Origin of the sequence: Streptomyces sp. DH37 (genome assembly GCF_029813835.1) — a bacterium.
Taxonomy (GTDB): Bacteria; Actinomycetota; Actinomycetes; order Streptomycetales; family Streptomycetaceae; genus Streptomyces.
In genome coordinates this window covers 1-26,207 of record NZ_JARVKV010000062.1, presented here as the reverse complement: position 1 = coordinate 26,207, position 26,207 = coordinate 1, and the positions used below count along the sequence as shown (strand labels likewise).

The following is a 26,207-nucleotide window of genomic DNA, read 5'->3' as shown; positions in this document are numbered from 1 at the left end:
CGCGGAGGGGCCGTCAGCCCTCGCCCTTGAGGCGGCCCGCGATGCGCACCACGCGCCGCGCCAGGTGGTCGAGGGCGGCGTGCTCCGTGTCGGTGAGCGGGGCGTCGTTGTCCGGGCCGGTGACGTGGGAGACGCCGTAGGGGTTGCCGTCGGCGAACTTCAGCGGGTCGGTGTAGCCGGGCGCGACGACGAGGCCGCCGAAGTGGTGGATGGTGTTGTACAGGGCCAGCAGCGTCGACTCCTGGCCGCCGTGGGCGGTCTGGGTGGCGGTGAAGCCGGCGTACACCTTGTCGGCGAGCAGCCCCTGCTGCCACTGCGGCCCCAGGGTGTCGAGGAACTGCTTGAGCTGGCTGGCGACGTTGCCGTACCGGGTGGGGGAGCCGAACAGCACCGCGTCGGCCCAGACGATGTCGTCGGCGGTGGCCCTCGGCTCGTCCTTGGTGTCGTCGAAGTGTTGGCTCCACGCGGCGTTGGAGGCGATCGCCTCGTCCGGTGCGAGCTCGGCGACCTGCCGCAGCCGCACCTCCGCGCCCGCCTGCCCGCCCGCCTCGGCCAGGCGCCTGGCCATCCCGTGGAGGGTGCCGGTCGCCGAGTAGTAGATCACTGCCAGCCTGACATCGCTCATCTGGTTCCGACTCCTTGCCCCGCGTCGGCGACCGCGGGGGCGCCGACGCGTTCCGTTCACCGTCTGCCGATTGTCACCTTATGCGGCTTTCCATGGCGTAGGTCCCATTTCCCGCGCCACGGCGGGTACCGGCGCCCGCGGTCGGCGACGGGTTTCACGCCCGGAGTTGGTTAAACCTTGTACGACTTCGTACGGCTTCGCGAGGGGGCCGCCGGGCCGTCCGCCCCACTCCGCCGAACGGGGGAACTCGGGACCGGGGACAATGTGTCTCCCGTGCGCCCGCACCGGCCGGACCGGGGGCCGCCCCGCCCCCGGCCGCGCAGGAACCGGCGTCCGGGCCGTCCCACAGCACTCGACCAGTACCGAAGGAGCTCTGGTGGGGGAAACCCAGCGACACAGGGCGTCGAAGTCAACGCCATCCTGGCCGGCGCACGGCCTCAACGTGGTGCGCGGCGCACTCATAGGCACCGCGGAGACCGTCCCGGGCGTCAGCGGCGGCACGGTGGCCCTCGTGGTCGGCGTGTACGACACGGCGATCGGCTCGGCGAGCCGGCTGGTCACCGGCGCCCGGCTGGCGCTCGCCGACCTCCCCCGGGGGCGGGGGCTGTCCCGGGCCGCCCACGAGGTCCGCCAGGTCCAGTGGCGCGTCATCGTCCCGCTGCTGCTCGGCATGTTCGCCGCGCTGCTGCTGATGGCCGGACTGGTCGAGGGCTGGGTCGAGGAGCAGCCGGTGCACAGCCGCGCCCTGTTCTTCGGACTGGTGCTGGCCTCGCTGTGGGTGCCGTTCTCGCTCGCCTCCCGGGCGCCGCTGCCGAACGGCGCCTCCTCCCCCTGGCGGCCGGGCGAGGCCGTCATCGCCCTGGTGAGCGCGGCGGCGGCCTTCGTGATCGTCAGCCTGCCGCCCGGCGAGGTGGAGGCCACCCCCCTGGTCGTCGTCGCCGCGGCGGCGGTCGCGGTGTCGGCCCTGGTGCTGCCCGGCCTGTCCGGCTCGTTCCTGCTGCTGACCTTCGGGCTGTACGAGAGGACCCTCTCCGCCGTCAACGACCGGGACTTCGGCTATCTGGGCCTGTTCGCGCTCGGCGCCGCCCTGGGCCTCGCCTCGTTCGTCAAGCTGATGCAGTGGCTGCTGGAGAACCGGCAGCGCATCACCCTGGTCGTCCTGACCGGCGTGGTGGCGGGCTGCCTGCGGGCGCTGTGGCCCTGGCAGGACGAGGACCGGGCCCTCCTCGCGCCGGGCGACGACCTGGGCGCGGCGGTCGGCTTCGCGGCGCTGGGCTTCGCGGTGGTGGCGGCGTTCGCGGTGGCCGAGCACATCACCAAGAACAGGCGCGAGGCCGCCGCCCGCGCGGCGGGGGGCGACGCCGCGGACGGCCTCGGCCGCACCGCGGCGCAGCCGTACGCCGCCTCCCTGCCCCCGCACCACGGCACGGAGCGCTGAGCGCGGGCGGGCCGCCGCGTGTGCGGCGGCCCGCCCGGCTGGGGCCTGCTCGAGTCCGGCCGGGCCGGCCGCGTCCCCGCGGTCGCCGGAGCCGCGGCGGGTGCGCGACGGGTGCTCCCGTCCCGCGCCGCCGGTTCGCGGAGGAGGAGCGGACGTCGGGTCGCGGCGGAAGAGGTCATCCGACGGCGCGGTGGGCCCGCCCGCCGCCTTCCCGGCCGGCGCCCGGCGCCGCGCGGGAGAAGTCGTACACCGCCCAGTCGGTGAGCGCGCGGTAGCCGAGGCGCCGGTAGAGGGCGTTGCTGGTGGGGTTGGACAGGTCCGCGAACAGCACGACCTCCCGCGCGCCCGCGGCCAGCGCGGCCCGGCTCACCTCCGCCGTCACGGCGCCCGCGTAGCCGCGGCCGCGCAGGCGGGCCGGGGTGTAGACGACGTCCACCTGGATCTGGCCGCCGATCATCGGGTTCATGCCCGCGATGGAGACGGGAGTGCCGTCCGGGGTCTCCCAGAGCGTGTGGCGCTTGTCGGCGAAGCGCGTGCCGGCCCACGAGCCGGCGTTCATCGGGACGGCCTCCCCGACGGTCTCGGCGAACGCGCCGCACCAGGACATGACGAGCTCGAGGTCCCGCTCGCCCAGGACGCGGGCCCGGCCCTCCGGCAGCGGGTCCGGCGGGGTGAGCGCGCCGAGGCGGTACAGCCGGAGCCGCGTGGCGCGGAGTCCCGGCACCGCCCCGGTGTGCCGCTGCCAGGCCCCGGCGAACGCGGTGGCCGTGCCGTGGTCCGCGCTGACGGTGGAAACGGGGTGCCCGAGGGCGGCCAGGCGGGCGGCGAGGGAGTCGGCCTGCCCGGGCGTGAGCGGGGAGAGGCCCAGGGCGCGGGGCGGGAAGTGGTAGAAGGTGGCGCGGACCTCGCCCGCCCGCTCCAGCACACCGAAGACGGGCGCTCGGGTGCCGAACGCCTCCGCCCCCCGCATCCGCACCCTCTCGGCCCACGTCAGCTGCATGACGTGCGGGCCGGGCCGCGAGCGCAGGAAGTCCCCGGCCCGGGCGAGGAAGTCGCCGACGTCTTCGGTGAGGTGCCAGTGGTCCGATCGCATGCCTCATGATTCCCCGCGCCGCGGGTGCGCCCCGCGCTCCCCGGCCCGGCGGAGGACGGCTCGCGCGCCGCGCCGTCCGGAACCCGTCCGCCCCGCCGGCCGCACCGGCAACGGGCGGCACGGGCGGCACGGGCGGGACGGGCGGCACGGGCGGCGTGAGGGAGAGAGGAGCAACACTCCTGCAAGCACTTGCTTGCAAAAGTTAGCAAGAAGAGGCACGGTGGAGGCATGGCTTCACTGCATGTCGGCAATCTCGGCGAGTTCCTGCGGGAGCAGCGGCGCAGCGCGCAGCTCTCCCTGCGGCAGCTCGCGGATGCCGCAGGGGTGTCGAATCCGTACCTCAGCCAGATCGAACGGGGGCTGCGCAAGCCCAGCGCCGAGATCCTCCAGCAGCTCGCCAGAGCGCTGCGGATCTCCGCCGAGACGCTCTACGTCCGTGCCGGAATCCTCGACGAGAAGGAGCAGGCCGGACTGGAGGTGCGCAGCGCGATCCTGGCCGACACGTCGATCAACGAGCAGCAGAAACAGGTGCTGCTCCAGATCTACGGGTCGTTCCGCAAGGAGAACGGACACACCGACGACGCCTCCGGCCCGGAGGCCGAGGACGCCCCCTCCACCGACGCGAAGCCCCAGACCCCATAACGAGGAGGGACCCTCATGCCCGAGAAGACCGCCGGCAAGGCCGCCGAGAAGACGAGCGACCTCCGCAAGGCGCTGACCGACCCCACGCCGCTGTACTTCGCGGCCGGCCTGATCGACAAGCTCCGCGAGGCGGCGCCCGAGCGCCTGGCCTCCGTGAAGGACAGGGCCGCCGACCCCAAGGCCGTGCAGGAGCGCTTCGCCCAGCAGGCCAAGCAGACCCAGTCGCGGCTGACCACGGCGCTGTCCGGGTTCGACACCGACCTGAAGAAGCTGCGCGAGCAGGCCCAGCACCTCGCCCTCCAGAGCGTCGGGCTCGCCGCCGAGTACGCCGTCAAGGCCCGCGAGGGGTACGGCGAGCTGGCCGAGCGCGGCCGGGGCGCGGTGCAGACCTGGCGCGGGGAGAAGGAGGAGGAGCGCAACGGCGCCAAGGCCGCTCGCGGGCTCCCGGTGAAGGGGGCGCGCGGGGGCGGCGAGGCCGTCACCGTCGAGGCGGGCGAGGAGGAGGAGAAGCCGCGCCCGAAGATGGGCGACACCCGCCGGGGCACGGCGGCCACGGGGACCGCGGCCCGCAAGAGCACCGCCTCCGGCACCGGCGCCGCCTCCGGCACCGGCACGGCGAAGAAGACCACCGCGAAGGCGACTCCCAAGACGGTCGCGAAGAAGACCACCGCCAAGAAGACCGCGGCGAAGCAGTCCGCCGCGAAGCAGTCCCCCGCGAAGCGGACCTCCTCCTCGAAGGCGTCGTCGCCGTCGGACAGGCTGCCCACGGACAAGCCGGAGGCATGAGCGCCGCCGGGACCGGGCACGCCCTTCGTGTCCGGTCCCGGGACCGGTAGCGTGGGGAGCCGACGACCGGATCACGGATCAGGATGGTGGCCAGCGTGCTGTTGGACGGTTTCTACGGGCTGATGTCCTGGGTGTTCCTGGGCATGCTCCTCTTCAGCGTCTTCTGCTTCGTCGACGCGGTCCTGCGCCGTGAGGACGCCTACCGCGCCGCGGACAAGAAGACCAAGGGCTTCTGGCTGATCGTCCTGGGGATCACGGTGGCCGTGAACCTCTTCCTCGGGATGCTCTTCCTGACCATCGCCGGTCTGATCGCCAACATCGTGTACATGGTGGACGTGCGGCCCGCGCTCATCCAGGTCGGCGGGGGCGGCCGGGGCGGCTTCCGCCGCGGCAGCAGCAGCGACGGCCCCTACGGCCCGTACAACGGCGGCCGCTGACCGGAGCCGGCCGGCCGGTCCGCCCGGCCGGGGTCAGCCCCGGTCGAGCAGCATCACCGCCACGTCGTCCGTCAGCTCGTCGCCGTTCAGCTCCCGCACCTCGGCCAGCACGGCGTCCAGCAGCTCCTCGCCGCGCAGCCCGGCGGCCATGCGGTGGCCGACGATCCCGAGCATGCCGTCCTGGCCGAGCCGCTGGCCGCCCCGGCCGATCCGGCCCTCGATCAGGCCGTCGGTGTACATCATCAGGCTCCACGAGCCGCCCAGCTCCACCTGCGTGCGGGGCCAGCGGGCGTTCGGCAGCACGCCCAGCGCCGGACCGCCGCCCTCCTCCCGGTGCGGCAGCAGCCGCGGCCCGCGCCCGCCGCCCGCGACCAGCGGCGCGGGGTGCCCGGCCAGGCACAGCCCGGCCCGCCGCCCGTCCGGCGCGATGTCGACCGTGCAGAGCGTGGCGAAGATCTCGTCGCTGGAGCGCTCGTGCTCCAGCACCCGCTGGAGGGTGCTCAGGAGCTGGTCGCCGCAGAGCCCGGCGAAGGTCAGCGCCCGCCAGGCGATCCGCAGCTCCACGCCCAGCGCCGCCTCGTCCGGGCCGTGCCCGCACACGTCGCCGATCATGGCGTGGACGGTCCCGTCGGCGGTGCGCACGGTGTCGTAGAAGTCGCCGCCCAGCAGCGCCCGCGACCGTCCGGGCCGGTAGCGGGCGGCGAACCGCAGTTCGGAGCCGTCCAGCAGCGGGGTGGGCAGCAGCCCGCGCTCCAGCCGGGCGTTCTCCTGGGCCCGCAGCCGCGACTCGGTGAGCTGCCGCTGCGCCAGGTCCGCCCGCTTGCGCTCGACCGCGTAGCGGACGGCGCGGCTCAGCACCCGGCCGTCCAGCTCGTCGCGGAAGAGGAAGTCCTGCGCCCCGACGCGTACGGCCTCGGCCGCGCGCTCGGCGTCGTCCTCGGCGGTGAGCGCCAGCACCGCGTGCCGGGGCGCCAGCCGCAGCACCCGGCGCAGTATGTCCAGCTCCTCCGCGTCCTCCGCGGAGGACGTGCCGTCGGACAGCGCCAGGTCGAGCAGGATGCAGTGGACGTCGTCGGTGAGCAGCCGCTCGGCCTCGGTGAGGTTGCGTGCGGTGCGGACCCTCATCCGGCCCCCGGAGGCGTCGAGCATCTCGGGGATGGCCAGGGAACCCACCGGATCGTCCTCGATGACGAGCAGTGTCAGACCACCGGGGGACCCGGCGGACACGGCCTGCGGGCCGGCCGACTGCCGCGGCAGTGCCACGGTCCTCACCTCGTTGCCCATCGATACGGGCATGCCAGAATTCCTCTTCCCTCCCCCCGAGGGCACCAGGACGCCAGGGTGCAGACGCCCCGGGCGACCATAGCGGCCCCGGGGGCCTGCACGGAATGCCTTGTGGCATATGCCAAACGGTCGGCGAGCGGCCAACCGAGACAGCCTACCTGTCCGGCCTCACCACGCCCAGGATCGGCAGCGACCCCGCCCCCGCCGTGGTGATCTGCCGGCCGGTCCGCGGCGCGTGGACCATCACCCCGTCGCCGACGTACATCCCGACGTGGCCGGCGTCACGCTTGTAGACGATCAGGTCGCCGGGGCGCATGTCGGTGATCTCCACCCGCGGCAGCAGCCTCCACTGCTCCTGCGAGGTGCGCGGGATCCGCAGGCCCGCCGCCTCCCAGGCGCGCAGCGTCAGCCCCGAGCAGTCGAAGGTGGCCGGGCCCTCGGCGCCCCACTCGTAGTCCTTGCCGATCTGGGCCATCGCGTACGCGACGGCCTTCCTGCCGCGCGCCGACGCCCGGTCGTCGATCTCCTCCAGCACGCCGGTCTCCAGCCACCGCGCCTGCCGGGCCCAGGCCGCGTCGTCCTCCAGCTTCCGCAGCCGCTCCAGCTCCTCGGCCTCCAGCTCCGACTCCAGCTCCTCGGCCTTCGCCAGTTCGGCCTCGACGCTCTTCTTCGCCGCCGCCTTCCGCTCGCGGTCGGCCTCCAGCTTCGCCCAGCGGCCGGCGGCCTCGTCCGCGTACGCGTCGAGGTCCTCGTTGGCCGTCCTCAGCTTCCCGATCAGGCCCCTGACCGCCTGGTCGCCCTTGTGGAGCAGCCCGAGGTCGCGCAGGAAGTCCTCCGGGTCGTCGCCGAGGACCAGCCGCGCCGACGGCGGCAGGCCGCCGCCGCGGTACTGCGCGCGGGCCATCGCGCCGGCCTTGTCCGTCAGGTCCTCCAGCCGCCCCCTGGTCCGCACGATCGCCCGGGCCAGCCGTACGATCTCGCGCCGCTGCTCATCGGCCCGCTCGCCGGCCGCGTTGAACTTCTCGGTGGCCGATTCCGCCCTGTCGTGAAGCTTCTCGATCCTCTTGCGGAGCTCCTCCAGCCGCGCGGTGGCCTCCTCCTCGCCGGCCCCACCGGCCCCGTCGGCCCCTCCCGCCTCGCCCGCCTCGCCCGGCCCGCCGGGCTCCGGGGACCCGGTGGGCGCCTGAACGCCGCCCCTGTCCCGCGCACCCGGCCCGCCCGGCTCCGCGTGCGCGGCTCCCGCCGGCGCCACCAGCAGAGCGAACTGCGCGCACACGAGCGCGCAGACGGCCGCCCCCGCGGACACGGCGCCCGCCGGCCTCACGCGGCGGACCACCCTGGCGCCGTCCCCCTGCCGTCCCACCCGTCATCCCCTCCACGCACGTCGCACGGTTCCTACCCGCGCGTAACGAGTCACAGCCGCGGATGGTGCCACGTCGGCCCCGCCGACGACAGGGGGCGCGAACCGGCCACCCCCGGCACACGGGCCGCCTCGTCAACTGCACCGTCCGCCGAGGTTCACCTCGCGTTCACTCTCGGCCGCCGGGCGCTTCACCTGTCCTGCCTAATTTCGGCCTCACGGGGAGCGCGCCCGGTCGCCGGCGGACGCGGACGGCCCCACATGCTGAACGACGAGACCCGGACACACCTCATCGCTTGCCGACCCCACCGGCGGGCCCCAGGAAGGAACTGAACGAAGTGAAGCTTCAGCCCACCAGCCGGCTTCGAGCGATCGCCGTCGGCGCTGCCGTGGTTTCCAGCGCCCTGGTCCTGACCGCCTGCGGTTCGGACGACAACACCGGGGGCGACAACGGGGGCGGCTCTTCCAAGGCCGCGAGCAACATCAAGTGCGACGGCGAGGGCAACCTCCTCGCGTCCGGCTCCAGCGCCCAGAAGAACGCGATGGACATCTGGGTCAAGAACTACCAGGCGGCCTGCGACGGCGCCGCGGTCAACTACAAGCCCACCGGCTCCGGCGCGGGCATCCAGGAGTTCCTGCAGGGCAAGACCGGCTTCGCGGGCTCGGACTCGGCCCTCGACGAGCAGGAGATCGAGCAGTCCAAGAAGGTCTGCGAGGGCGGCCAGGGCATCAACCTGCCGATGGTCGGCGGCCCGGTGGCCGTGGGCTACAACCTGGCCGGCGTGGAGGACCTGGTCCTGGACGCCGAGACCATCGCCAAGATCTTCGACTCCAAGATCACCCAGTGGGACGACGAGGCGATCAAGAAGCTGAACCCGGACGCCAAGCTGCCGTCCACCAAGATCCAGGCGTTCCACCGCTCCGACGAGTCCGGCACCACCGACAACTTCACCGAGTACCTGCACGCCGCGGCGCCCGACGCCTGGAAGTACGAGCCCGCCAAGGCGTGGGCCGGCAAGGGCGGCCAGTCGGCCGACGGCTCCTCCGGTGTGGCCACCAACGTCAAGAACAACGACGGCGCCATCGGCTACTTCGAGCTGTCCTACGCCTCCGGCAACAACATCCCGACCGTGAAGCTGGACACCGGCGCGGCCGAGCCGGTCGAGGCCACCGTCGAGAACGCCTCCGCGGCCATCGCCGCCGGCAAGGTCGTCGGCGAGGGCAACGACCTGGCCATGGAGCTGGACTACGCCACCAAGGCCGAGGGCGCCTACCCGATCGTCCTGGTGACCTACGAGATCGTCTGCGACAAGGGCAACTCCAAGGAGTCCCTGGACCTGACCAAGTCCTTCCTGACCTACACGGCCAGCGAGGACGGCCAGAAGGCGCTGGCCGAGCAGGGCTACGCCCCGATCCCCGACGAGATCATCACCAAGGTCCGCGAGACCGTCTCGTCCCTCTCCTGACGCCACGGGCGGCCGGCCCCGCACCCCAGCGGGGCCGGCCGCTTCCCCGTCCCGCACACGACCGACCCATCCGGTGCACCGCCGCCAGGGGATGACACCCCTCATCAGACCGGAGAAACCATGGACATAGCACCCACCGCCTCACTCCCTCCGCAGAAGTCACCACCGAGGGGCGCCAACCGCCCGGGTGACCGCGTCTTCCTCGGCCTCTCCAAGGGCTCGGGCATCACACTGCTGGTGATCATGGCCGCCATCGCGGTCTTCCTCACCTGGCGCACCCTGGTCGCCCTCGCCGAGAACGAGGGCAACTTCCTCACCACCTTCGAGTGGAGCGCCAACGCCGACCCGCCGGTCTTCGGCATCGCGGTCCTGGCGTACGGCACGGTCGTCAGCTCGGTCATCGCGATGGTCATCGCGGTCCCCGTGGCCGTGGGCATCGCCCTCTTCATCTCGCACTACGCGCCGCGCCGGATCGCCGCGCCGCTGGCCTACGTCGTCGACCTGCTCGCCGCCGTCCCCAGCATCATCTACGGCCTGTGGGGCGCCCTGTTCCTGGTGCCGCACCTGACCGGCCTGTACGAGTGGTTCGACCAGTTCCTCGGCTGGACGGGCGTCCTCTCCTACGATGGCGGCGCCCCGCGCTCGCTGTTCACCGTCGGCATCCTGCTGGCGATCATGATCCTGCCGATCGTCACCAACGTCAGCCGCGAGGTCTTCAAGCAGTCCCCGAAGATGCAGGAGGAGGCCGCGCTCGCGCTCGGCGCCACCCGGTGGGAGGTCATCAAGATGGCCGTCCTGCCCTTCGGCCGCTCCGGCGTGATCAGCGCCTCGATGCTCGGCCTGGGCCGCGCGCTGGGCGAGACGATGGCGGTCGCCACCGTCCTCTCCCCCAACTTCCTGATCAACGTCAGTCTCCTCAACCCCGGCGGCGGCACCTTCGCGCAGAACATCGCCGCGGGCTTCAAGGAGGCCGGCGACATCGGCCGTGACGCCCTGATCGCGTCCGGCCTCGTCCTGTTCGTCATCACCCTGCTGGTGAACGGCGCGGCCCGGCTGATCATCGCCCGCCGCAAGGAGTACTCGGGGGCGAACGCCTGATGAGCAACACGGTCATGGAAAAGCCCCCGGTCTCCGTACCGCCCTCCGGCAGCGGCGCCCTCAAGCAGCCCCGCCTCCCGCGCTGGGCCCCCGCCGGGCTCGCCCTGCTCGCCGCGGGCGTCGGCGCCGGGACCGGCCTGGCGTTCGGCCTGGACAGCCGCATCCAGTGGGGCCTGATCGCCGCGATCGTCTACGTCGTGGCCACCTACGCCGTCACCACGGCCGTCGAGGGCAAGCGCCAGGCCAAGGACCGGCTGGCCACCAGCCTGATCTGGGTCAGCTTCCTGGTCGCCCTCCTCCCGCTGGCCTCCCTGATCTGGGAGACGATCGCCCGCGGCACCAAGGTGCTGGACGTGTACTTCCTCACCCACTCCATGAGCGGCGTGATCACCCTCCAGCCCGGCGGCGGCATCTACCACGCGATCATCGGCACCGTCGAGCAGGTCGGCATCGCCACCCTGATCGCGGCGCCGATCGGCCTGCTGACGGCGATCTACCTCGTCGAGTACGGGCGCGGCAAGCTCGCCGCGGCCGTCACCTTCTTCGTCGACGTCATGACCGGCATCCCCTCGATCGTCGCCGGCCTGTTCGTGCTGTCCTTCTGGATCATCATCCTGGACTTCGGCTACTCCGGCTTCGCCGGCGCCATGGCGCTGGCCATCCTGATGATGCCGATCGTCGTGCGCTCCACCGAGGAGATGCTCAAGCTCGTCCCGAACGAGCTGCGCGAGGCGTCCCTGGCACTGGGCGTGCCGAAGTGGCGCACCATCCTCAAGGTGGTGCTGCCCACCGCGATCGGCGGCATCACCACGGGCGTGATGCTCGCCGTCGCCCGCATCGCCGGCGAGACCGCACCGATCCTGCTGCTGGTGTTCGGCGCCCAGTCGATCAACAACAACCCCTTCGAGGGCGCCCAGTCGTCCCTGCCGTACTACGTCTACGAGCAGTGGGCCAACGGCAACGAGGCCTCCTACGACCGCGCCTGGGCGGCGGCCCTCGTACTGATCGCCTTCGTGATGATCCTCAACATGGTGGCCCGCGGCATAGCCCGCTGGAAGGCCCCGAAGACCGGCCGCTGACCCGGCCGTACGAGCAGAAGAGAAGTGATTCCCATGGCCAAGCGCATCGACGTCAGCGGCCTCACCGCGTACTACGGATCCCACAAGGCCATCGAGGACATCTCGATGTCCGTCGAGCCCCGCTCCGTGACCGCCTTCATCGGCCCCTCCGGCTGCGGCAAGTCCACCTTCCTGCGCACCCTCAACCGCATGCACGAGGTCACCCCCGGCGGGCGCGTCGAGGGCAAGGTGCTGCTCGACCACGAGGACCTGTACGCCGGCGGTGTCGACCCGGTCTCCGTACGCCGCACCATCGGCATGGTCTTCCAGCGGCCCAACCCCTTCCCCACCATGTCGATCTACGACAACGTGGCGGCGGGTCTGCGGCTCAACGGCTCCTACAAGAAGTCGCAGCTCGACGACGTCGTGGAGAAGTCGCTCAAGGGCGCCAACCTCTGGAACGAGGTCAAGGACCGCCTGGACAAGCCCGGTTCCGGCCTCTCCGGCGGCCAGCAGCAGCGGCTGTGCATCGCCCGCGCCATCGCGGTCGAGCCGCAGGTGCTGCTGATGGACGAGCCGTGCTCCGCGCTCGACCCGATCTCCACCCTCGCCATCGAGGACCTGATCGGCGAGCTGAAGGAGCGCTTCACGATCGTCATCGTCACCCACAACATGCAGCAGGCCGCGCGCGTGTCGGACCGCACCGCGTTCTTCAACCTGGCCGCGGTGGGCCAGCCCGGCAAGCTGGTGGAGATCGACGACACCGAGCGCATCTTCTCCAACCCCTCGGTGCAGGCCACCGAGGACTACATCTCGGGCCGCTTCGGCTGATCCGGCCGGCCCCGGCCCGTCCCGGCCGTCTGCGGTGCTGCATGGCGGTGCCACCGCAAGACGAAACGCCCGCCCCCCGGATCCCGGGGGGCGGGCGTCCTGTGCCTCCGGCCCGCGGCGGCGGCCACGGGCTCAGGCCATGACCAGCTTCACCGCCCAGTAGCTCACCGCCGCCACCGCGGCGGCGGCCGGCATCGTGATGAACCAGCCGAGCACGATGTTCTTCGCGACCCCCCAGCGCACCGCGCTGACGCGCTTGGTGGCGCCCACGCCCATGATGGCGGAGGTGATCACATGGGTGGTGGAGATCGGCGCGTGGAACATGAACGAGGCCGTGTACATGACCGACGCCGCCGTCGTCTCCGCGGCGAAGCCCTGCGGCGGGTCCAGCTCGATGATCCGGCGCCCCAGCGTCCGCATGATCCGCCAGCCGCCGGCGTACGTGCCCAGCGACAGCATCAGCGCGCAGGAGATCTTGACCCAGATCGGGATCTGGCCGTGGTCCTGGACGTCCGCGATCACCAGGGCCATCACCACGATGCCCATCGTCTTCTGCGCGTCCTGCAGACCGTGGCCGAGCGCCATGCCGGCCGCCGAGACCGTCTGCGCCATGCGGAAGCCGCGCTTGGCCTTGTGCGGGTTGGCCTTGCGGAACATCCACATGATGACCACCATCACCAGGTAGCCGAGCAGCAGCCCGACCACCGGCGAGACGAACATCGGGATGACGATCTTCTGGAGGACCCCGGACCAGTACACCGCGATGCCGCCCGCCAGCGCCGCGCCCACCATGCCGCCGAACAGGGCGTGCGAGGAGGAGGACGGCAGGCCGAAGTACCAGGTGATCATGTTCCAGGTGATCGCCCCGACCAGCGCGGCGAACAGGATCGCCATTCCGCTCTGGCCGTCCGGGGTCTCGATGAGCCCCTCGCTGACCGTCTTGGCGACACCGCTGCCCAGGAAGGCGCCCGCCAGGTTCATCACGGCCGCCATCAGCAGCGCGGCCCGGGGGGTGAGCGCGCGCGTGGAGACGGAGGTGGCGATGGCGTTCGCCGAGTCGTGGAAGCCGTTGGTGTACGTGAAGAAGAGCGCGACCCCGACGGTCACGACGAGCGCGAAGGTGTCCACGTGGTTCAGGACTCCTTGACGGCGATGGTCTCCACCGTGTTCGCCACGTGCTCGAAGGCGTCGGCCGCCTCCTCCAGGACATCCACGATCTGCTTGAGCTTGAGGACCTCGATCGCGTCGTACTTGCCGTTGAACAGGTGGGCCAGCAGCTTGCGGTGGATCTGGTCGGCCTGGTTCTCCAGCCGGTTGACCTCGATCCAGTACTCGGTGAGGTTGGCCATCGTCCGCAGGTTCGGCATCGCCTCGGCGGTCAGCTCGGCCGCCCGCGCCAGGACCTCGATCTGCTGCTCCACGCCTTTGGGCAGCTCCTCGATCTGGTAGAGGACGACGAGGTCGACGGCCTCCTCCATGAAGTCCATGATGTCGTCGAGGGACGACGCGAGCCGGTAGATGTCCTCGCGGTCGAACGGCGTGATGAACGAGGAGTTCAGCTGGTGGAAGATCGCGTGGGTGGCGTCGTCACCGGCGTGCTCGGCCGCACGCATGCGCTCCGAGATCTCGGCCCGGGCCGAGGTCTCCGCCCCGAGCAGTTCCATCAGGAGCTTCGAACCTGTGACGATGTTGTCCGCGGAAGCCGCGAACATGTCATAGAAGCTCGTCTCCCTGGGGGTCAGACGAAAGCGCACTGGGATTCCTCGAGGTGCATCGTTGTCGGTCTCGATGATGCTAGGCGCATCATCCGGTCGGATTGAACCGGCGTCCTTCAGTGTCACCCATCGGACCACACGCTCCGTACCCGGGGATCCGCCATCTCATCACCACAGATCGGAACATTCGGTACCATATACCCAGTGGGGGTATTGATCCTCACGGGGACCACGGGAGGACCGTATGACGACCACCGACGCCCGTCCAGAGACCGCCCACGGTCCGCACGGCTACGCCAAGGAGAAGGACGCCCACCTCAAGCGGCTCCGCCGGATCGAGGGCCAGATCCGGGGCCTGCAGCGCATGGTCGAGGAGGACGTCTACTGCATCGACATACTCACCCAGGTCTCGGCGTCCACCAAGGCGCTCCAGTCCTTCGCCCTCCAGCTGCTGGAGGAGCACCTGCGCCACTGCGTGGCCCACGCGGCCACCGAGGGCGGCACCGAGATCGACGCCAAGGTGGAGGAGGCCACGGCCGCCATCGCCCGGCTGCTGCGCACCTGACGCGCGCCGGCGCGCGCACGCACGGGGCCGGACACCGGAACCCGTGGTTCCGCAGCTCCGGCGTGCGGCCGGCACACGGCGGTACGCGGCGATACGCGGCCGGCACACGCCCGCCGGGGCGGGCCGCGGGGCGATGCGGCTAGCCGCGGCCCTTCCGCTCGTGGTCGCGCCCGACCCGCAGCACCTCGTCGATGCGGGCGGGGCTGAGCCGGTCCTCGGCCGCGGTCGACGCCGCGATCATCAGCTCCCCGTAGAGCTCGATCTCGTCGAGGGCCACGTGGTCCTGGACCAGTGGACCGCCGCTCCTGCCGGACACACGCACCACCTCCTCCGGGTCCCCTCCTGCGCGCCCGAACTCCAGAGTAGGAAGGAGCGCGCCCTCCGCGCATGGCACGTCCGGACCATTTCGCGCCACCGTCCCCGGCTACGCCCGGACGCCTCCGCTACGGCGCGGCGATCCTCCCGGTGTAGATGTCCTCCGGCTCCGGCAACTCGACCTCCACCGGCACCCCGAAGCCGTACAGCGCCGTCGTGGAGACCACCGAGACCTCCCCCTCCCGGCCCGGAGCGCCCGCCGTGTGCGGGAAGGCGAAGCGGTGCCGGACCTTGCGCAGCCGCCCCCGTTCGTCCACGTACGCGTCGAAGACCACCGTCCGGCGGGAGAGCCCCTCCGCCGCGGCGGCCAGCTGCCGGCGCGAGCGCGGCTCCGCCTCCCTCGCCGCCGCCGCGAGGTCCACGGTGCCCCGGTAGTGCCGCACCGTCTCCCCGTGCAGCCGCTCCTCCCCCCGGAACGACGCCGACCGCACGCCGCGCAGCAGTTCGGCGGCGCTGATCGGGTCGGTGGCGCCCCCGGTGACCAGGTTCCCGTCGGGCAGGGTGGCCGTGTCCACGCGCACCCACTTGCCGTCGGGCACGCCCGCGCCCCGGTTCCGCATGTACAGCGCGCCCGGTGTGACCAGTTCCACGATGGGGCGGCGCCCTTCCTCGCCGGTGGCCTCGCCCGGCAGCACCACCCTCAGCCGCCCCGTCCGCTCCCCGTAGTCGAAGACGCCCGCACCCCGGATGGTGACGCGGGTGCCGCCGTTGGTCATCTCCACCGCCGTACGCGTCCGGGAGGTGCCCGACCTCGCCAGCACCTCGGCCGCCTTCCGCACGGCGGCCCGCGCCTCGGCGGCGCTCACGTCGGCGGCGGCGGCCCCCTGCCCGGAACACCCGGCGGTGGCCAGGGCCACCAGCGCCATCCCGGCGCAGACCGCGCCGGCCACCGCGGTCCCGCCCTTCAGCCCCCGCTCCACCACCATCGTCTGCCGACCCCCAAGGACACGTCTCGGAACTCGATCCGACTAACGACGCCCACCGGCCGCCGTCACGGCCGGTACCGTGGTCGTGTGCAGCAGGAGAACAGCCAGGGGGTGCCGCCGCAGCGGCCGGCGCCTCCGGAGGAGCACCTGGTCTCGACGACGGAGAAGGGCCCGTTCTGCAGCGCGACCTGCACCTGCGGGTGGCGCGGCCCGGCCCGGCGGGCACGCGGGCGCGCCCGCGCGGACGCCGCGGACCACCGGGGGGCGTGAAGGGGGCCGGGAACCCCCGGCAGAGCGAACGGCCGCCGGAGCGTGCGCCCCGGCGGCCGTGTCTCCCGCCGTTGTCTCCCGCTGTGTCTCCCGCCGTTGTCTCCCGCGGACGCCCGCCATCCCCGGGCGCTCTCCGGTCTCAGGCGGCCAGGTCCCGGTCGTACGAGCGGCGCTCCGCCCCCGGAGCCTCGTCCCGCGCCGCCGCCTCCGGGACCGCGCTCACCAGCCGGCCGATCCGCGGCGAGGAGGCCACCGCGCGCAGCAGCGGCGTCAGCAGCGCCATCGCCGCCGGGGCCAGCAGCAGCGCCACGGCCGTGCCCAGCGCCAGGCCGCCGATCACGTCGGTGGGGTAGTGCACCCCCATGTAGACCCGGCAGAACCCGGCGAAGACCGCCACCAGGATCCCGACCAGGCCCAGCCTGCGGTTCACCATGAAGATCCCCACGGCCAGCGCCATCGCCAGCGTCGCGTGGTCGCTGACGAACGAGAAGTCCCGCTTCCCGTCCACCAGCACCTCCAGCCCGTCATGGGTCAGGAAGGGTCTGGGCCGCTCCACGAACCCCCGGATCGGCACGTTCACCAGCAGCGCCACGCCGGCCGCCAGCGGCGCCCAGACCAGTCCGGCCACCGCCGACACCGCGTCCGGGCGGCGCCGCGCGGTCCACCAGGCCCACACGCCCATCAGCGCCAGCGCCGCGACGGTGCCGTACTCGCCGACGTACTCCATGAGGTGGTCGGCCCAGGCGGGGGCCTCCCTGGCCAATCCGTTGATGTCGTAGAGCAGCTCGACGTCGGGGTTGTCCCATTCAGCCATCGCGATGCTGCCCCTCACTCTTCGCTGCCGACCCCCGTGGTAGCGGAATGCCCGTTCCGGTCAAGGAAACGCCCTGCCCCGGCCGCGCGTTCCAACCTCCACCGAACGATCACCCGGACGTTATCGGAGGGTGACCCGCGCCGCGGCCCGGGAGTCGCGTCCCGCACACCACGTCACCGGGGCATCGGCCGCCCCGGAGGTCACGACGCCGTGGGCCTCGTCGCCCCGAAGTAGTCGGGGGAGTCGATCGGATCGAAGCGGATCACCGCGCCCGTGTACGGCGCGTCGATCATATAGCCACCGCCCACGTAGATCCCCACGTGGTGGATCGACCGCGAGTCGTTCAGATCGTGCGCGAAGAAGACCAGATCGCCCGGGAGCAGCTCGTTCCGCCTCGGGTGCGGACCGGTGTTCCACTGGTCGTTGGCGACGCGCGGCAGCTCGATCCCCACGCTCGCGTACGCCGCCTTCGTCAGGCCCGAGCAGTCGAACCGCCCGCCGTCCTCCGGCGTGCCGTCACCGCCCCACAGGTACGGCGTCCCCAGCCGCTTCTGGGCGAAGTCGATCGCCCCGGCGGCCTGCCGCGTCGGCGACAGGCGCCCGGCGGGCGCCGCGAAGCTCTTCTCCAGCTTCCGGATGACCTTCACGTAGTTCTGCGTCTCGCGGTACGGCGGCACGCCGTCGTACCGCACCACCGCGTAGGGGCCCGCGTTGTAGGCGGCCAGCATGTTGTCCGTCGGGTCGCCGGAGGCCCCCTTGACGTCCTTCGCCAGCGTGCAGTCGTACTTCGCCGCCGACGGGATCGCGTCGGCCGGGTCCCACACGTCGCGGTCCCCGTCGCCGTCGCCGTCGATGCCGTGGACCGCCCACGTGCCCGGGATGAACTGGGCGATGCCCTGCGCCTCCGCCGGGCTCTGCGCCCGGGGGTTCCAGCCGCTCTCCTGGAAGAGCTGGGCGGCCAGCAGCGCCGGGTTGAGCGCCGGGCAGTAGTTGCCCCACTTCTGCACCAGGGGCCGGTACGCCGCCGGCACCGCGTTCTTCGCCAGCGCGACCGTCCCGCCCCGCCCGCCGAAGAGGTTCGACGCGGCGCTGTACGTGCCCACCACGAGCAGCGCCAGGAAGCACATGACGAGTCCGACGCCGACCCCGATCGCCACCCATGCCTTCCGCACCCCTCAACCCTCCCCCATCCGAAAGGAGTTCACTGCCGATTCGGCCGCAACCGTGTCAGAATCCAAGTGAAGCGCATTTCCAACAACCCACCAGGGGCGGTGACACACCATGTTTCTGGCAGCCGAAAAGGGCGACATCACCACCATCATCGGCGGGATCGCTCCTGACTGGGGCCCGTTCGGGTCACTGGGCAACGAGGCCCGCGTGATGATCGAGGTCGTGATGGCCGTCGCCATCCTCCTCTGCCTCGGCATCGCCATCTGGGGCGCGGCCAAGCAGCGCATCGGCGCCACGGCGCTGCGCGACACCTTCAGCGCGGAGCAGGGCAAGGGCCTGATCGTGGCGGGCCTGACCGGGGTCTTCATCATCGGGTCCCTCGGCACGCTCTTCACGATCGTCTACGGCATGGCCGTGTAGCCGCCCGCCGCCCCGTCCGCCGTCCCCCGGGCGCCCTCCCCCACTCCCCCCGACCCCCCGGCCCCCGCCTCCCGGCGCCCGACTCCCGGGCGCACCGGCGCGCCTGACGGCGGGTCGGGAACCCGCCCGTACGCGGACCGGCGGCGGTACGCGTCCCGGCCGGTGGCCCGCTGGACGCCCCGTGAGACCCGCCACGTCCGTAGCGGTAGACGGGGCGGCGCACCGTCCGGGCGCCCCGCCCGCCGGCGCCGGACCCGCGGCGGACGGCGGGGCGCCGCGCCCCGCCGCGCCCGGAGGGCCGCCACCGCCCGGCCGGCCCCACCCACCAGGAAAAAGAGCACCGCAGCGATGCACCAGCCCAGGATCCGCCCCCCACTCCGGACGCCCTCCCGCCCCCACCGCCGCGGCGCAACCGGCGGCGCACGACGGCGTCACCGGACCGGGCACGCCGATGCGCCGCTCACGGTGCGGAAGCGATCCTGCACACACCGGCCCCACAACCGCCGCGGCGGAGTTAACGTCATGGAGAGGGCACGACGACAACCGGGCGTCGCCCGGGCGACCGAGAGGGCACGCGCACGATGAGCATCGGCGGCGATGGCGGGTACGGGGACGACGTCGTCGACGCGTACGACGGGCCCAGACGGCAGCCGGTCCGCGTGGGCCGCAGCATGGTGACGGTGGTGGGCGTCGTCGTCCTGCTGGTCGCGGCCCTCGCCTTCGCCAACAGGGGCGGAGGCGACGGCTCGCCGGGCGGCGGACAGAGCGTGCGCGACGACGCCCGGCCCACCGCCCCCACCGGCGAACGCCCCGTCACCGGCCGGTCGGGCGGCGTCCCCGCGGGCTTCCCCCGCACCGAGCAGGGCGCCCAGAGCGCGGCGGCCAACTACGCGGTGGCGCTGGGCGGTACGGGCATGTTCGAGACCGAGCACCGGCACATGCTCGTCGACGCCCTCTACACCCCCGAGGCCGCCGCCCGCGTCAAGGGCCTGCAGGACAAGGCGTACTCGCGGGCCTTCCTCGAGCGCCTGGGCCTCACCCCGCAGGGCGAGGCCCCCGACGGCATGACCTTCGTCTCGCGCACCGTCCCCGTCGGCACCAAGGTGGCGGAGTACGGGGACGACGGCGCCACCGTCGAGGTCTGGTACACGGGTCTGATCGGCATGGCCGGCGAGGAGTCGACCTTCCCCGTGACCACCACCTGGAAGACCTGGACCTTCCGGCTGCGCTGGACCGGATCGGACTGGAAGATCGCCGAGGACTCCCAGAAGGACGGCCCCGCCCCCGTGCCGGGCGACCTCCGGGCCTCCACAGCCGAGGACATCAGCAAGGCCGTCGACGAGTACGGAGGGTTCACCTATGCCCGTTGACCGAGCCGGCCGCCGCGCCCTGTCGCTCGCCGCGATCCTGGCGGGCGTACAGGCCGCGGGGCTCTGGCTGGCCACCCGTGCGGCCGCCGACCCCACCCCGTCCCCGCCGGCCGACGAGGAGCGGGACCGCAGCGAGTGCGAGATCGTCCCCGGCTCCGCCCGGGACGTCTGCGAGCAGGGCGAGAACGCCACCGGCGGCTCCGGCGGCGACGCCGACCCCCTGTCCACCCTCGACCCCCTCGCCTCCCTCGCCCGGGGCTGCGCCGACGCCGCCGCCTGGATCGTCGACAAGCTCTCCGAGGCCGTCTCCTCCACCGCCACCGTCGACTTCACCAACGCCGCCTTCCTGCGCCAGTACGCCGTCGTCTTCGCCGCCTCGACGATCCTCACCCTCGTCCTGTGGCTGCTGGCCGTCGCCAAGCGCGCCGTCCGCGGCATCCCCCTCACCGAGGCCCTCACCGAGGCCATCGGCTTCCTGTGGCTGACGGTCCTGGCCTCCGCCTTCACCCCCCTGATCCTCTACACCCTGGTCACCGCGACCGACGCCGTCACCGACGTGATCGCCGCGGGCGCCGGCTCCGACACCGACAAGTTCTTCGGCTCCTTCTCCGAGGCCCTCAAGAAGGGCGACGACATCGGCGGCGGGCCCGTCATGCTGATCGTCGTCTCCCTCGTCTCCGTCCTCGCCGCCGGCGTGCTCTGGCTCGAACTCGTCATCCGCGCCGCCCTGCTGTACGTCGGCGCCCTGCTGGGCACGGTCGTCTACGCCGGACTCGTCGACAAGAACCTGTGGGGCCACGTACGCCGCTGGGCGGGCATCATGATCGCGGTGATCCTCGTCAAGCCGGTCATCGTCATCGTCCTCGGCCTCGCCGGGGCGCTCGCCTCCGACGAGGGCCCCAACGCCTTCTCCGCGATCGTCTCCGGCCTGGCGATCATCCTGCTCGCCATCTTCGCCAGCGCCATGATCTACCGCTTCGTCCCCGGCTTCGGCGACGAGATCGTCCGCCAGCGCAACGCCAGCGCCGACCCCGCCTCCCGTACGGCCGCCGCCGTCGTCTCCTCCCCCGCCGCCATGCTGCGCCAGGGCATCAACACCCACAGCGCCCGCGGCGGCGCCGACGCGGGCGGCGGTGGCGGGCAGTCCGGCGCCACCCCCCGGCCCGCCAACCCGATGGCCGGCGGAGTGGCCGCCCACGCCTCGCGCGGCGCCCAGACCTCCCAGCCCACCGCGCCGCCCCCGCCCCGCACGGGCAGCGGTGGCGGCGGCACCAGCCCTCGCACCGGAGGTGATCGCGGGTGACGACCCCGTCCCACACCGTCGCACCGCGCCGCACGTACATGATCGGGCGCGCCCGTCCCAACGCCATCGTCGGCAGGAACCGGGAGACGGGCGAGATCGCGCTGATCATCGCGGGCGCCTTCCTCGGCATGATGAGCGGGCTCCTCGTTCCCGTCCTGTCGCTGCGCATCGCCCTGCTCGTCGGCTTCCCGCTGCTCGCCCTGGCCGCGGTGTACGTCCCCTACAACGGCCGTACGTACTACAGGTGGTTCGAGATCAACCGCAGCTACCGCCGCCTGCTGCGCCGCGGCACCACCTACCGCTCGGCCGCCGCCGAGGCCGGCACCCGGCTCGACGGCACCGAGGTGGACGTCCCGCCGCCCCCCGGCGTCGGCCGCGTCAACTGGCTGTCCGCGCCCTTCGGCCCCGACGAGATCGCCGTCCTCCTCCACGCCGACCGGCGCACCGTCACCGCCGCCATCGAGATCGAGGGACCGGGCGTGGGCCTGCGCGACAGCGAGGACCAGGAGGCCCTCGTCGACCGCTTCGGCACCCTCCTCAAGCACGTGGCCAACGGCGACGGCTTCGTCACCCGCCTCCAGATGCTCGCCCGCACCCTCCCCGCCGACCCCGACGCCCACGCCAAGGACGTCGCCCAGCGCGGCGACGAGCGGGCCGCGCCCTGGCTGCGGGACTCCTACGAGCAACTGCTGTCGATGGTCTCCACCTCCAGCGAGCAGCACCGCGCCTACCTCGTGGCCTGCATGCACTACACCCGCGACCTGGCCGCCGAGGCCACCGCGATCGCCAAGGCCACCCGCGCCTCCACCGGCCGCCGCCTCACCCGCGACGAGGGCCTGGCCGTCGTCATGGCCCGCGAGCTCACCGACATCTGCGCCCGCCTCACCGAGGCGGACATCAGGGTGCGGCAGCCGCTGGGCCAGGCCCGCGTGGCCTCCCTGATCCACTCCATGTACGACCCGGACCACCCCATCGACCACATCCAGGCCATGAGCCGCCGCAACGCCTGGCCCGCCGAGCTGGACGCCTCCGAGCCGACGCACCTCCAGGCCAAGACCCGCGAGTCCGCCACCCGCGCCCCCTGGTGCCACGCCACCGCCTGGGTCAAGGAGTGGCCGATGACCCCCGTGGGCGTCAACTTCCTGGCGCCGCTGCTCGTCCACACCCCCGACGTGATCCGCACCGTCGCCGTCTGCATGGACCTGGAGCCCACCGAGGTCGCCATCGAGCGCATGCTCACGGAGAAGACCAACGACGAGGCCGAGGCCAGCCGCGCCGCCAAGATGAACCGCACCGTCGACCCCCGCGACGTGGCCGCCCACAGCCGCGTCGACCAGCGCGGCCAGGACCTGGCCTCCGGCGCCGCCGGCGTCAACCTCGTCGGCTACATCACCGTCTCCTCCCGCAACCCCGACGCCCTGGCACGTGACAAGCGCACCATCCGGGCATCGGCCGGAAAGAGCTACTTGAAGCTGGAGTGGTGCGACCGCGAGCATCACCGTGCGTTCGTGAACACCCTGCCGTTCGCGACCGGCATCCGCCGCTGAGGAGGCGCAACCCACCATGGCCGCGTTCGATCCGCTGACCGCCGTCACCGACGCCTTCACCAGCTTCGTCTTCGGCAAGACCGAGACCACCCGCCTGCCCGTGCGCACCTCCACCGGCCAGGCGCAGGCCGTCTACCTGCCCACCGCCGCGCCCGGCCTGGGCGACTCCGGCGTGATCATCGGCCGCGAGGTCTACAGCGGCAAGGGCTACATCTACGACCCCTTCCAGCTCTACGGCCAGCAGCTCCCGGCCCCCCATTGGCTGGTCCTGGGCGAGTCCGGCAACGGCAAGTCGGCCCTGGAGAAGACCTACGTCCTGCGCCAGCTGCGCTTCCGCGACCGCCAGGTCGTCGTCCTGGACGCCCAGGGCGAGGACGGCGTCGGCGAGTGGAACCTGATCGCCGAGCAGATGGGCATCACCCCCATCCGCCTGGACCCGATGGCCGCGCTCGACCGGGGCATCCGCCTCAACCCGCTGGACCCGTCCATCACCACCACCGGCCAGCTCGCCCTGCTGCGCACCATCATCGAGGTCGCCATGGGCCACGGCCTCGACGAGCGCGCCGGCTTCGCCCTGAAGGTCGCCCACTCCTACGTCAACGAGACCGTCACCGGCCGCCAGCCCGTCCTCACCGACATAGTCGAGCAACTGCGCCACCCCGAACCGGAGTCCGCCGAGGCGATGAACGTCGCCCTGGAGGACGTCCGCGCCTGGGGCCTGGACGTGGCCCTCGTCCTCGACCGGCTGGTCGACGGCGACCTGCGCGGCATGTTCGACGGCCCGACGACCGTGGGCATCGACCTCGACGCGCCCCTGATCGTCTTCGACCTCTCCCACATCGACCGCAACTCCATCGCCATGCCGATCCTGATGGCCATCGTCGGCGTCTGGCTGGAGCACACCTGGATCCGCCCCGATCGCAGGAAGCGCATCTTCCTGGTCGAGGAGGCGTGGCACATCATCAACAGCCCGTTCGTCGCCCAGCTCTTCCAGCGCCTGCTGAAGTTCGGCCGGCGGCTCGGCCTGTCGTTCGTCGCGGTCGTCCACCACCTGTCCGACGTCGTCGACGGCGCGGCGGCCAGGGAGGCGGCCGCCATCCTCAAGATGGCCTCCACCCGCACCGTCTATGCCCAGAAGGCCGACGAGGCACGGGCCACCGGAAAGGTGCTGGGCCTGCCGCGCTGGGCCGTGGAGATCATCCCCACGCTCACCCCCGGCATCGCCGTCTGGGACGTCAACGGCAACGTCCAGGTCGTCAAACACCTGATCACCGAGGCCGAGCGCCCGCTGGTCTTCACCGACCGCGCCATGACGGAATCCTCCTCGCCGGACTCCTCGCCCGCCCCCTCGGCGGGCTCCTCCCCGCGCTCGTCCCTGGAGGACACCCTGGCCGACGACCTCGACGCCGAGACCGAGTCCCGCGCGGCCGCGATGGAACGGCTCGCACGCGCCGACGAGACGGTGGCCTGACGGTGGCGCGGGGCCGGGGCGGAGCACGAGGGGCGCGGGACGGCGGTACGGGTGCCCCGCCGGAGCGCGGCATCCCCGACGGCCTGCTGCTCGGCCTCATCGGCTTCCTGCTGGGTCTCACCACCCTGTGCTGGACGGCCGCCGGGCTGGCCGGCGTCCTCGCCCACGGCTCGTGGCCGCGGGGCGTCGCCTTCGTCGACACCCCGACGGCCATGCGCGCGCTCGTCTCCGAGCCGGGCGACCTGGCCGCCGCCTGGCCCGCCGCCGAGGCCGCCGCCCTGCCGGGCCCCGGCCTGTTCTGGGGGATCCTCGTCAGCCAGGCGATGGTCCTCACGGTCCTGGGCTTCTTCGTCGCCGGTACCGTCGCCCGCCGACGGGCCCTGCGCGCGGCCCGGCGCGCGGGCGCTCCGCCCGCGCCCGCGTCCGTGCCCCTGCCCGCGCCCCACGAGACGGCCACGGCGCCCCTCCCCGAGCCCGCGGCCCCCGAACCTCACGCCGAACCCCACGCCATCCCCGCGACGGCTCCAGCGCCCCCTCCGACGCCCGTACGGGCCCACCCCGTCCCCGAGGCGTTCTCCGGCCCGCCCGCAGGCATCGAGTACGGCACCACCCACGTCGGCCGCGCGGCCGACGCCCTGCGCGCCGCCCCCGGCGCCGCCCTCGTCGTGACCGCCGACCCCACCCTGTGGTCGGAGACCGTGGGGGCCCGCGCCAAGCTCGGCCCCGTCCACCTCTACGACCCGGACCAGCGCACCGACGCCCCCGTACGCCTGCGCTGGTCGCCCCACCACGGCTGCGAGGACCGCCGTACCGCCGCCGTCCGGGCCGCCGCCCTGCTCGCCCCCGTACGCAGCCCCGCCCGCGCGGACGCGGCCGTCCACGGCGCCGCCGAGACGCTCCTGGGATGCTGGCTCCACGCCGCGGCCGTCGCCGGCGAGCCGTTCCGCCAGGTCCACCGCTGGGCCGGCGCCACCGCGGGCTCCACCACCGAGGCCGTCCGGATCCTGCGCACGCACCCCAAGGCGGCGTCGGGCGCGGCGGGCGAGCTGGAGGCGACCCTGATCGCCCACCCGGAGCGCCGGGACGCCGCCGTCCACCTCATCCGCGGCGCACTGGCCGGCCTCTCCCGACTCCACGTCCGCAACGCCTGTACGGCATCCCGCGCGGATTCGGCCGCCCTGGAATCCTTTGCGGCCGAAGGGGGAACGCTCTATGTCGTGGGCGAAACCGTCGAGGACCCGCGCCGCGCCCCCGGCACGATGCCGCTCCTCACGGCTCTCACCGCGAGCGTGGTCGAGCACGGCCGCCGCATGGCCGCAGGGTCATCCGCCGGTCGGCTCGACCCACCACTCGCCCTCGTGCTCCACAACGTCGCGGCGGTGGCCCCCATCCCCCAGCTCCCCGACCTCCTGGTGAACGGCGAGGCGATGGGCATGCCCACCCTGGCGCTGCTCCGCTCCGAGGCGCAGGCGCACGTCTGGTGGCCGCGGCTCGCCGAGACCGGGCCGGCGGTGCCGAGGCCCACGCCGTGACCACCACCTGGGACCCTGCGGCGGCGGGCGTGCTGCGGCTGCCGTCCGGCCGGCTCGTCCGGGGCCGCGGACTGCGCCGTCCCCTCCCCGAGGGGCCTGCCCCCGCCTTCGCGCTGTACCTCCTGGGCCGGGAACCATCGGCCGTGGCATGGGAGTCCCGCTGGATCCACTGGCCCGACTTCCGGCTGCCGTCGGACCGCACGGCGGCCTCCGAGGCACTGCGCGAGGCATGGGAGCGAGCGGGGACCGAACGCGTCGAGATCGCCTGCGGCGGCGGATACGGCCGTACCGGTACGGCACTGGCCTGCCTCGCCGTACTGGACGGAATGCCGGGCCGCGAAGCCGTCGCCCACGTCAGGAGGCACTACTCCCCGCGTGCCGTCGAGACCCCCTGGCAACGCCGCTTCGTCCACCGCTTCCCGGCCTGACCCGGCACCGCCGGAGGGCTGCCCGCCGGACGCGAAAAAAGAAGAGGGGTGGCGCGGCCCCCGGAACCCAATCCCCGGACACCACACCACCCCGGACACACCAAAAAAGAGAGGGCCCCGCCGGCATGCCGGCGGGGCCCTCTCCACCCACATTGTTCGGCGGCGTCCTACTCTCCCACACGG

General features: G+C 72.9%; 27 protein-coding genes. 17 read left to right on the top strand and 10 right to left on the bottom strand.

Features of this window, described 5'->3' with window-relative positions; translation table 11 throughout:
• Positions 1-13: 13 nt before the first annotated feature.
• Complete coding sequence (wrbA, locus tag QC029_RS24500; RefSeq protein ID WP_279557946.1) at positions 14-625, bottom strand: NAD(P)H:quinone oxidoreductase; 612 nt, start codon at positions 623-625, stop codon at positions 14-16.
• Between the two features lie 442 nt (positions 626-1,067).
• Here wrbA and QC029_RS24495 point away from each other — a divergent pair, with 442 nt between their 5' ends.
• Positions 1,068-2,063, top strand: a complete 996-nt coding sequence (locus QC029_RS24495; RefSeq protein ID WP_279557945.1) for a DUF368 domain-containing protein — start codon at positions 1,068-1,070, stop codon at positions 2,061-2,063.
• A 175-nt stretch (positions 2,064-2,238) separates the two neighbouring features.
• On the opposite strand, the gene QC029_RS24490 is transcribed toward QC029_RS24495, so the two are convergent.
• The gene (locus QC029_RS24490) at positions 2,239-3,156 is read right to left on the bottom strand and encodes a GNAT family N-acetyltransferase (protein ID WP_279557944.1); all 918 of its coding nucleotides are present in this window, start codon (positions 3,154-3,156) and stop codon (positions 2,239-2,241) included.
• 228 nt (positions 3,157-3,384) lie between these two features.
• Here QC029_RS24490 and QC029_RS24485 point away from each other — a divergent pair, with 228 nt between their 5' ends.
• From QC029_RS24485 to QC029_RS24475, 3 genes are all read left to right on the top strand, one after another.
• A complete protein-coding gene (locus QC029_RS24485) occupies positions 3,385-3,798 on the top strand; it encodes a helix-turn-helix domain-containing protein (protein ID WP_279557943.1) in 414 nt (137 codons plus the stop codon).
• Between the two features lie 15 nt (positions 3,799-3,813).
• Positions 3,814-4,584 carry a hypothetical protein gene (locus QC029_RS24480; RefSeq protein WP_279557942.1) on the top strand — a complete coding sequence of 257 codons (771 nt, stop codon included), beginning with the start codon at positions 3,814-3,816 and terminating at the stop codon, positions 4,582-4,584.
• A 95-nt stretch (positions 4,585-4,679) separates the two neighbouring features.
• Positions 4,680-5,021: a DUF2516 family protein gene (locus QC029_RS24475; RefSeq protein ID WP_279557941.1), complete on the top strand. Its 342-nt coding sequence runs from the start codon at positions 4,680-4,682 to the stop codon at positions 5,019-5,021.
• A 33-nt stretch (positions 5,022-5,054) separates the two neighbouring features.
• Here the strand turns inward: QC029_RS24475 and QC029_RS24470 are convergent, their stop codons facing one another.
• Together QC029_RS24470 and QC029_RS24465 are read right to left on the bottom strand one after the other, a co-directional pair.
• A complete protein-coding gene (locus tag QC029_RS24470) occupies positions 5,055-6,317 on the bottom strand; it encodes a PP2C family protein-serine/threonine phosphatase (RefSeq protein WP_279557940.1) in 1,263 nt (420 codons plus the stop codon).
• Between the two features lie 142 nt (positions 6,318-6,459).
• Positions 6,460-7,629, bottom strand: a complete 1,170-nt coding sequence (locus QC029_RS24465; RefSeq protein WP_279557939.1) for a C40 family peptidase — start codon at positions 7,627-7,629, stop codon at positions 6,460-6,462.
• 374 nt (positions 7,630-8,003) lie between these two features.
• Here QC029_RS24465 and pstS point away from each other — a divergent pair, with 374 nt between their 5' ends.
• The 4 genes from pstS (at position 8,004) to pstB (ending at position 12,118) form a co-directional block, all read left to right on the top strand.
• Complete coding sequence (pstS, locus tag QC029_RS24460; protein ID WP_279557938.1) at positions 8,004-9,131, top strand: phosphate ABC transporter substrate-binding protein PstS; 1,128 nt, start codon at positions 8,004-8,006, stop codon at positions 9,129-9,131.
• A 120-nt stretch (positions 9,132-9,251) separates the two neighbouring features.
• Positions 9,252-10,229: a phosphate ABC transporter permease subunit PstC gene (pstC, locus tag QC029_RS24455; protein ID WP_279557937.1), complete on the top strand. Its 978-nt coding sequence runs from the start codon at positions 9,252-9,254 to the stop codon at positions 10,227-10,229.
• Positions 10,229-11,308, top strand: a complete 1,080-nt coding sequence (gene pstA / locus QC029_RS24450) for a phosphate ABC transporter permease PstA (protein ID WP_279557936.1) — start codon at positions 10,229-10,231, stop codon at positions 11,306-11,308. Before pstC ends, pstA begins: the two co-directional genes overlap by 1 nt.
• A gap of 33 nt (positions 11,309-11,341) precedes the next feature.
• Complete coding sequence (pstB, locus tag QC029_RS24445) at positions 11,342-12,118, top strand: phosphate ABC transporter ATP-binding protein PstB (protein WP_279557935.1); 777 nt, start codon at positions 11,342-11,344, stop codon at positions 12,116-12,118.
• Positions 12,119-12,250: 132 nt separating this feature from the next.
• Here the strand turns inward: pstB and QC029_RS24440 are convergent, their stop codons facing one another.
• Positions 12,251-13,246 (bottom strand): inorganic phosphate transporter, encoded by a 996-nt coding sequence (locus QC029_RS24440; RefSeq protein ID WP_279557934.1) that lies wholly within the window; start codon positions 13,244-13,246, stop codon positions 12,251-12,253.
• Between the two features lie 5 nt (positions 13,247-13,251).
• Complete coding sequence (locus QC029_RS24435; protein ID WP_237877824.1) at positions 13,252-13,872, bottom strand: DUF47 domain-containing protein; 621 nt, start codon at positions 13,870-13,872, stop codon at positions 13,252-13,254.
• A gap of 205 nt (positions 13,873-14,077) precedes the next feature.
• On the opposite strand from QC029_RS24435, the gene QC029_RS24430 reads away from it, so the two are divergent.
• Positions 14,078-14,398: a metal-sensitive transcriptional regulator gene (locus QC029_RS24430; RefSeq protein WP_279557933.1), complete on the top strand. Its 321-nt coding sequence runs from the start codon at positions 14,078-14,080 to the stop codon at positions 14,396-14,398.
• Positions 14,399-14,537: 139 nt separating this feature from the next.
• Here the strand turns inward: QC029_RS24430 and QC029_RS24425 are convergent, their stop codons facing one another.
• Positions 14,538-14,720, bottom strand: a complete 183-nt coding sequence (locus tag QC029_RS24425; protein WP_279557964.1) for a hypothetical protein — start codon at positions 14,718-14,720, stop codon at positions 14,538-14,540.
• Between the two features lie 121 nt (positions 14,721-14,841).
• Positions 14,842-15,699, bottom strand: coding sequence for a hypothetical protein (locus QC029_RS24420; RefSeq protein WP_279557932.1), 858 nt, complete (start codon positions 15,697-15,699; stop codon positions 14,842-14,844).
• Between the two features lie 87 nt (positions 15,700-15,786).
• Here QC029_RS24420 and QC029_RS24415 point away from each other — a divergent pair, with 87 nt between their 5' ends.
• Complete coding sequence (locus QC029_RS24415; RefSeq protein WP_279557965.1) at positions 15,787-15,969, top strand: hypothetical protein; 183 nt, start codon at positions 15,787-15,789, stop codon at positions 15,967-15,969.
• A 139-nt stretch (positions 15,970-16,108) separates the two neighbouring features.
• Here the strand turns inward: QC029_RS24415 and QC029_RS24410 are convergent, their stop codons facing one another.
• Both QC029_RS24410 and QC029_RS24405 read right to left on the bottom strand, forming a co-directional pair.
• Positions 16,109-16,783 carry a phosphatase PAP2 family protein gene (locus QC029_RS24410; protein ID WP_279557931.1) on the bottom strand — a complete coding sequence of 225 codons (675 nt, stop codon included), beginning with the start codon at positions 16,781-16,783 and terminating at the stop codon, positions 16,109-16,111.
• A 200-nt stretch (positions 16,784-16,983) separates the two neighbouring features.
• Positions 16,984-17,955, bottom strand: a complete 972-nt coding sequence (locus QC029_RS24405) for a bifunctional lytic transglycosylase/C40 family peptidase (protein WP_279557930.1) — start codon at positions 17,953-17,955, stop codon at positions 16,984-16,986.
• Positions 17,956-18,064: 109 nt separating this feature from the next.
• Here QC029_RS24405 and QC029_RS24400 point away from each other — a divergent pair, with 109 nt between their 5' ends.
• The 7 genes from QC029_RS24400 (at position 18,065) to QC029_RS24370 (ending at position 26,024) form a co-directional block, all read left to right on the top strand.
• Positions 18,065-18,373 carry a hypothetical protein gene (locus QC029_RS24400; protein WP_093658653.1) on the top strand — a complete coding sequence of 103 codons (309 nt, stop codon included), beginning with the start codon at positions 18,065-18,067 and terminating at the stop codon, positions 18,371-18,373.
• Between the two features lie 581 nt (positions 18,374-18,954).
• Positions 18,955-19,743: a hypothetical protein gene (locus tag QC029_RS24395; RefSeq protein WP_279557929.1), complete on the top strand. Its 789-nt coding sequence runs from the start codon at positions 18,955-18,957 to the stop codon at positions 19,741-19,743.
• A complete protein-coding gene (locus QC029_RS24390) occupies positions 19,733-21,046 on the top strand; it encodes a hypothetical protein (protein ID WP_279557928.1) in 1,314 nt (437 codons plus the stop codon). Before QC029_RS24395 ends, QC029_RS24390 begins: the two co-directional genes overlap by 11 nt.
• A complete protein-coding gene (locus QC029_RS24385) occupies positions 21,043-22,593 on the top strand; it encodes an SCO6880 family protein (protein WP_279557927.1) in 1,551 nt (516 codons plus the stop codon). Before QC029_RS24390 ends, QC029_RS24385 begins: the two co-directional genes overlap by 4 nt.
• Positions 22,594-22,609: 16 nt before the next feature.
• A complete protein-coding gene (locus QC029_RS24380) occupies positions 22,610-24,064 on the top strand; it encodes an ATP-binding protein (RefSeq protein WP_279557926.1) in 1,455 nt (484 codons plus the stop codon).
• Between the two features lie 2 nt (positions 24,065-24,066).
• Positions 24,067-25,596, top strand: a complete 1,530-nt coding sequence (locus QC029_RS24375) for a type VI secretion protein (RefSeq protein ID WP_279557925.1) — start codon at positions 24,067-24,069, stop codon at positions 25,594-25,596.
• Complete coding sequence (locus tag QC029_RS24370; protein WP_279557924.1) at positions 25,593-26,024, top strand: protein-tyrosine phosphatase family protein; 432 nt, start codon at positions 25,593-25,595, stop codon at positions 26,022-26,024. Before QC029_RS24375 ends, QC029_RS24370 begins: the two co-directional genes overlap by 4 nt.
• Positions 26,025-26,207: the final 183 nt, after the last annotated feature.